Source organism: Paenibacillus hubeiensis (assembly GCF_032334105.1).
GTDB lineage: Bacteria > Bacillota > Bacilli > Paenibacillales > Paenibacillaceae > Paenibacillus > Paenibacillus hubeiensis.
The window spans coordinates 1-6,228 of record NZ_JAVYAE020000034.1; the positions used below are offsets into that span (position 1 = coordinate 1).

A 6,228-nucleotide genomic window follows, 5' to 3' on the forward strand; every position below is an offset into this window, starting at 1 on the left:
ATCCTAAGTTGCAAACGGATATCATTGGAGCAGCCATTGAAGGTGAAATCATTGATTTGAAGCGCAATCAGGTGAAATTCCACCTTGATATGGATGAAAGCCAGCAAGCGGGCGGAGCAAGATGGTTCCCATATGATGCAAATTTATTGAAAAAGGTTAAGCCTGTTAGAGACCCGGAACTAACAAAAAAATACAAGGCACATGTTATGAAGGAAATTATTAAATTATATTATCATAGAGATAAAGAATCAGCTAAAAAGTTGATAGATAAGGTAAAATACGATCTAGATCCCGTTCATATTTGGGATCTTGGCTTGGATGGTCCTGTTATAAAGAAAAAATTTGGATTAATTAACTGATATAGGTTTATGTGTAATATTAGTATTTAAATCGAAATATATTCCATATGAATCAAGGATTAAAATTAAATAGAAGGTGAGAAATATGACTGAATTAATTATTGAAAAGCTAAGAAAAATAGCAAATTTATTAAATGAAGATCCACTAAGTTTAACTTTTGCTGAAATTTCTCAAAATGTCACTGAATACTCTAAAGATAGTAGTAAGGAATTGGAGACTTATTACACTATCCTTAATGAGTATGAAGTACTAAATGGAGGAGTTATTACCGTATTCGGGCACAATAAAGTTAAAACATTGCAGTTTTATGTTGAAGAGATGGTCGATTATGAGGGTGACTGGTTTTGTATCGGTAAAATCGAAAGTTATCCACTTTTTATTAATAAGTTGAATAGCTTTGTTAGTTGTTTGTATGGGGATCCATTAGATCAGAATTATGTTCTTGAAACATACGGAGATTTTAATAATTTTATAAATTATTATTTCATGGGTGAAGGATATTCAAAACTGGGAGTAAGTTTTGTTGAAAATGGAGGAAGTAAAAGTACACTAGGATCCAAAGATGACGATTGGTACAGATTTTTAGAGGAAAATAATCTATTGTAACAGTTGCTGTTAGGAGTGCTACTTGCGTGAGTATACAGCAAGATACCCTCCAACAATTTGCATATTGTAATTTGTGGAGTTTGTGTTCACCCAGAATAAGCTGAATTAAAAGGAACTAAGTATTGAAGTGTTCTATTCAATACTTAGTTCCTTTGTTTAGTTGTGTATCTTTAATGAATAGTTCTATGCGATACGTGCTGACTAATAGATCGAAAGGTAGTTTGTTTGTGATTTGGGCAAACAGGAATAATAGTATTTGGAAATGATAAAAAACCTACTGAGCTAAAGTTTTCCAAAACAAGGTTTAAAATGGCAATGAGAGAAAGGATAAAGAGAAGGTTCAACAACATAATAAATTATAAGCTCGAATAGATTAGATGTGCGGTCTTTTCAATTTAACGTTTAATGGATAGTCACTTGTATTAGGTTAATTTCCGATGGTAACCTGTACGCGCTTATACAATCCAAGTGACTGTTATTTTGAAAGAAAGAATCTAATTGGCAGGAGGAATATTGGCTCAAGGAAAAAAGGTTGCGACCAGTGCGAACTATACAAATTTTATGAATAGCATCAGGTAAGATATCCAATTCTGATATATCGAATATTATGGGAAGTGTTTTAGATTCAAAAACGGAACAAGATGTTACACTTCAACTCGTAGAACTTTTCAAGCTGGGCGATTTTACATAATAGACGCTTTTAATTGTTATTAAATCATTCTGAAGATGACGTAAAATGAAGGAACATGAATAGGAAAGCTTGCTTTCTATAGAAATTTGAAGAAATTGAGGCCGAATTATGAAACCGATAATCGATTTTTTTGATGAATATATCACGACTAAGGGTTCAATGTCATGAATGTAATATTAGTCATAAGTATGAAGGGGTAGAAGGAACCTATAAAGGAGTGAATAAGGATGATTAATTATGGAGAGCTTTTTTATGATCATTACAATTTATTTTTAGGAAATCCAGTTGATCGAGAAGTGTATAGGAATAACAACGACATGCCGAGTATACAAATTATTAAGTATGAAAATGTATTTGAAGAATGCTTAGTTTATAATACGCTTGGATTGAGTAAATACGAAGAAGTAATAGGGGCAAAAATAGAGATTTCAATGGTAGTCGATGGAGCTTTCAATAGTGCAGGGTATATTCTAGCAAATTCTATATTCTATTGTTTAGGTAACCAAATAGAAATAGGCAGAGGAGTGGCTATTGGTGGTATACAAAGTATTGATCAGTCTTTTGTAGAAAAGTATAACAAAAACGCAATTTACTTTACTGTGCCATTTGCATTCCCGGAAGAGTATAGCTATGTTCAAACGGAAGATAAAGATAAAGATAAAGATAAAGATAAAAGCGGTAAAATTTTGTTAGCCTTTTTTATTTCACAGTCTGAATATGATTATTTTAAGCTGTATGGAACAGAAAAATTTGAAGATTTACTAGAAGAGAAAGGTATTGATCCGTTTCAAGTGAGTAGAAAATCAATCATTTAAAATTTATAAAAAGATTTGTCAATGAAGATGATGTAAAAAATTCCTCGAAATATGTGGTTTGAGTATCCGTACGAAATTTATTATTTACTCTTAAAGAAGGAGGGACTAATTCTCAGTAATTAGAGAAAAGTCCCTCTTTCTTTTGAGATTACTAAAACGTAACAAGATACTTTCAGCGAAGTGACAGCAGTAATGATTTTTGCATGGGAATGAAAGGTAACGAAGACCTGCTGAAGGGTTAAGTAAAATGCCCGTAACTGTGAAAATTTGGCTTACTATAAGTACTAGAAGAAAGGATTTTAAAGGAAATATATTAGACCTTTACCCAAACCGTGCTTGACGTTGCGGTCATCGGAGAGGTAACGGACTTGGCCAAAGCTGGATTCTATGCGGCACGGGGAGATTATGTGAATGCCGCAATTGTCCGCCGCAGCTGCGATTCCGTTCGTTGGTTGGGCGGCGACAAGTGCAAAGTTTGCAGTGAAGGGTTCCAAGCTGTTGTCCAAAGCAGGCAAAGTCGTGGATAATGTGATGGGCGTTGCTGGCAAGGTGATGGACAAGATGAAATTGATCTAGTTTTCTATAAACAATATGGTAACCCGAACGCCAAAGTATTAAAATTACATCAACAATCTCCTGGGGGGATCATTGTAATTGGAAATAATGATAGACATACTATGGCTACTAACTTCCAAAATAAAGTACTGCGGTGGCAAAGAGAAGTAGGTTTAAGAGGGAAGTCGAAAAAAAAGGGTGGAAAGACGAAAAAAGGAAAGGGGACATAATTGTTTGAATACAAATAAATTAACTTATGTACAAGTTTTGTTTGACAGACCAATACCTGTTCAGGATATTTCAACTATAAGAAAGAGCTTTTATGATATAAAGGGTGATGAGATTCAAAAAATAGTATCCATTGTTGATTTACTAAAATTAGGAGAGTTTTCTATTAAATCAGAACTTCTGAAAATAATGATGGAGAGCTCGGACAAACAAATTCGAAATTTGTGTTGTAGGCTTTATTGTTGTGTTGCGCAACATTCGGATATACCTCTACTCGAAAGTTATGTAATGAAGATCATTACGCAGGGCGATGATGATGAATTGAAAAGTTTCATAACAAGTTCTCAGTATTCATTATCTCCTGAAGTCGTCCCTCTTTTGTTAGCTCTTTTGGATGATTGGGAAGATACAGAAATTGAGGAGAGAATAAGATCTGTACTTGATGAATTATTTCCTGTTATTGATTTTTTCGACGAGGATGTCTCCATTGATGATATCAGACAAGTGTTTGTGAATCTGTTTGATGAGATTGATGGTGATGTATATTACCACGGAGGACTGCCAGTGTTTCCTGGAATATGGACAAAGGAGTTGTTGGAAAGGGCAATTGAAGCCAAAAATCAAAAAAGTGCTCTTTATATGACGAATATTCCAACATTGTTATCTCTTTGGATAGGAAAAGATTGTCCTACTTATTTTGATACTCTAATTGATGATAAGAAGATAAATGAACTTTTCGAATATATAAAAACCATAGCAATGATGAATTGGGAGAAGGGGAGTAAGTACTTTTTTGGTCATAAAATTTAAATAAACGACTTTTTAAATTTGTGTAAAAGTATCGGGTTGTTTTACCTTCTTTTTTAGAAAAAAAGCCTATGCAAAAACTGGCGCTGGTGGTCTAATGGCGCCAGTTTTTTATGTTTGGATTTCTCGCTATACTTTTGTTCTTGTGTGATAATTTGGATATTATTATAGGAATGGATTGATCAAGTTACCATTGACGGTCGAGATTTGGAGCCGGTGCCGGAGGCCCCCTGGATGTTACCCAAACCGTACTTGACGTTGCCGGGATGATCCCGGTCATCGGAGAGGTAGCGGACGCGGGAATCTATGCGGTACGGGGAGATTATGTGGATGCCGCATTGTCCGCAGCAGCTGCGATTCCGTTCGTTGGTTGGGCGGCGAAGGGTGCAAAGTTTGCAGTGAAAGGCTCCAAGCTGTTGTCCAAGGCAGGCAAAGTTGTGGATAACGTGATGGGCGTTGCCGGCAAGGTGATGGACAAAGTAGGGCAAGTAGCACAGGCTGTCGGAAGCCTTTCGAAAAAGACGGGAGATGCGATCTCCGGTGCCTTGGGCAAGGTTCTTACGAAGGCCAAGGGTCTGGCTAGTAATTTCAGCCCGATGGATCCGGCGAACAAGCTGAAGGGCAAGCTCAATGATCTGATGATGAAATCGCCGATGTTGACTAAAGCATTAGATATGGCTAATTCATTTAGCATGAATTTGATGACCGACATTATGTCTGATGCCATATTTAGCGCCGCGCTAGATAAGAAAATTAAGAAAATGGAAAAAGAAGGAGCGAGCAAAGAAGAACTCCGGACACTAAGGTGTGAACGAAGTAAATTGGCGAACAAACTTGATACTCCAGATGATATCAGTCATAAATATAATTTATCTAATGCGGGAAGGTATGAGCGAAAAAAAATAGATGACACTAAATATTTCGAACATGATAAAGGCGACTTTGGAGAGAGGTTGCTAAGCAAATAGCGAAGGATAATAACTTAGAAAAAGATATTTCTGATATGTTCCAAGTTGGACGAAATGGAATCGATGGAACCTTTTTATCACAAGGCCCACCACCAAAATTAACTCTTATTGAGTCCAAGTCATCCCAGTGGGGGAATTTTCCTTATTCAAATGCACAGCTTGAAGGAGGGAAAAAGTATTTTCAAGGAATGTTGGAGAATGGGGATTCTAGGTATGATGGCTTTGAAGAGAAGCTTGAACAATTAAAAAAAGAAAACCCAGGATTGCAATTTGATTATATACGAGTTGAAACAGACATTATGATAACAGATGTAGGATTTGGTGTAGATGTTCTGAAAGTAAAAGAGTGGAAATGAAATAGGAGGAAAAGTATGTTAAACAATAAAAAGATAGAAATGTCTTATAAAAGATATATTAAAAATTTTACAAATGAACATAAGTATGAGCGAACGAAACAGAGATATTTAAACAATTTAAAAGAAGTTTCTGAACTGGTTGAATTGAACGAAGTTGAGAAGGATCACATTCTATTAATTAATTTAGGATCAGTCTTTTCATACCAATTATTAAATTGGAAAAATGACATATTGCTATCCGAAGGTAATAGATCGGAAGCGTTGAAGCAGATGTATAAGGTCGTTTTCTATCAATGTATGTCACAGGAGCTTTATAAAACTCGTTACCCTCAGATGATGAAGGAATATACATTTAATAAAGTGGTTACAGCATTGATTCATTTTACAATGTTTGGCTGGGAAAAGGAAGAAATGATATTGTATAGTTTCATTGTTGAGCATCTAGGAGGAGAGTTACTTGATGTCAACGAGTCAAACAAACATACATGGTTTTTACTCGAACTATATTTAAAGTTCAGGGGAAAAGTATTGTTGGGAAATAATCATGCTATTTCAAAAAAAGTAAAAGAGATGTGCATAAACAACGGAATAGAAAATCGGTTAATACCAGAAGATTTAGGCATATATGAAGAAGTATTAACGGATTGGGCTACTAATGACACAAATATAATTTATTCTTTAATCAATGAAATGTCTTTGTATCATTCTTTGCAAGTGTCAGAATTAGGCCAATTTATTGAATTTGGTGATTACGTGTATGGTTTCTATCCATATGAAATCTTGTTTTTGCTTCATGTACGAAAAAAGCAAGGTTTGCCGAATCCAACGCATTTCGATGATTT

Annotated in this window: 7 protein-coding genes and 1 pseudogene; all 8 read left to right on the forward strand. The window is 35.2% G+C overall.

All coding sequences use genetic code 11. The annotated features are described in order from the left end of the window. A pseudogene (locus tag RSX24_RS32005) lies at window positions 1–359 on the forward strand (hypothetical protein); the annotation flags it as partial. An 85-nt stretch (window positions 360–444) separates the two neighbouring features. Next, complete coding sequence (locus RSX24_RS32010) at window positions 445–966, forward strand: hypothetical protein (RefSeq protein ID WP_343262881.1); 522 nt, start codon at window positions 445–447, stop codon at window positions 964–966. 918 nt (window positions 967–1,884) lie between these two features. After that, window positions 1,885–2,472, forward strand: coding sequence for a suppressor of fused domain protein (locus RSX24_RS32015; protein ID WP_343262882.1), 588 nt, complete (start codon window positions 1,885–1,887; stop codon window positions 2,470–2,472). A 411-nt stretch (window positions 2,473–2,883) separates the two neighbouring features. Beyond that, entirely contained in the window at window positions 2,884–3,048 is a 165-nt protein-coding gene (locus tag RSX24_RS32020) for a hypothetical protein (RefSeq protein WP_343262883.1), read from the forward strand. Window positions 3,049–3,261: 213 nt separating this feature from the next. Next, window positions 3,262–4,065: an Imm47 family immunity protein gene (gene imm47, locus RSX24_RS32025; RefSeq protein ID WP_343262884.1), complete on the forward strand. Its 804-nt coding sequence runs from the start codon at window positions 3,262–3,264 to the stop codon at window positions 4,063–4,065. 323 nt (window positions 4,066–4,388) lie between these two features. Further along, window positions 4,389–5,030: a hypothetical protein gene (locus RSX24_RS32030; RefSeq protein WP_343262885.1), complete on the forward strand. Its 642-nt coding sequence runs from the start codon at window positions 4,389–4,391 to the stop codon at window positions 5,028–5,030. A gap of 35 nt (window positions 5,031–5,065) precedes the next feature. Further along, window positions 5,066–5,386 (forward strand): hypothetical protein, encoded by a 321-nt coding sequence (locus tag RSX24_RS32035; RefSeq protein ID WP_343262886.1) that lies wholly within the window; start codon window positions 5,066–5,068, stop codon window positions 5,384–5,386. A gap of 15 nt (window positions 5,387–5,401) precedes the next feature. Then, window positions 5,402–6,228, forward strand: an 827-nt coding sequence (locus RSX24_RS32040) for a hypothetical protein (RefSeq protein ID WP_343262887.1), incomplete at its 3' end; no start/stop codon positions are given.

Excerpts from the sequence above, each read along its gene's own strand:
- RSX24_RS32010 (WP_343262881.1), top strand. The coding sequence starts at position 445 with ATGACTGAATTAATTATTGAAAAGCTAAGAAAAATAGCAAATTTATTA.
- RSX24_RS32035 (WP_343262886.1), top strand. The coding sequence starts at position 5,066 with ATGTTCCAAGTTGGACGAAATGGAATCGATGGAACCTTTTTATCACAA.
- RSX24_RS32015 (WP_343262882.1), top strand. The coding sequence starts at position 1,885 with ATGATTAATTATGGAGAGCTTTTTTATGATCATTACAATTTATTTTTA.
- RSX24_RS32020 (WP_343262883.1), top strand. The coding sequence starts at position 2,884 with ATGCCGCAATTGTCCGCCGCAGCTGCGATTCCGTTCGTTGGTTGGGCG.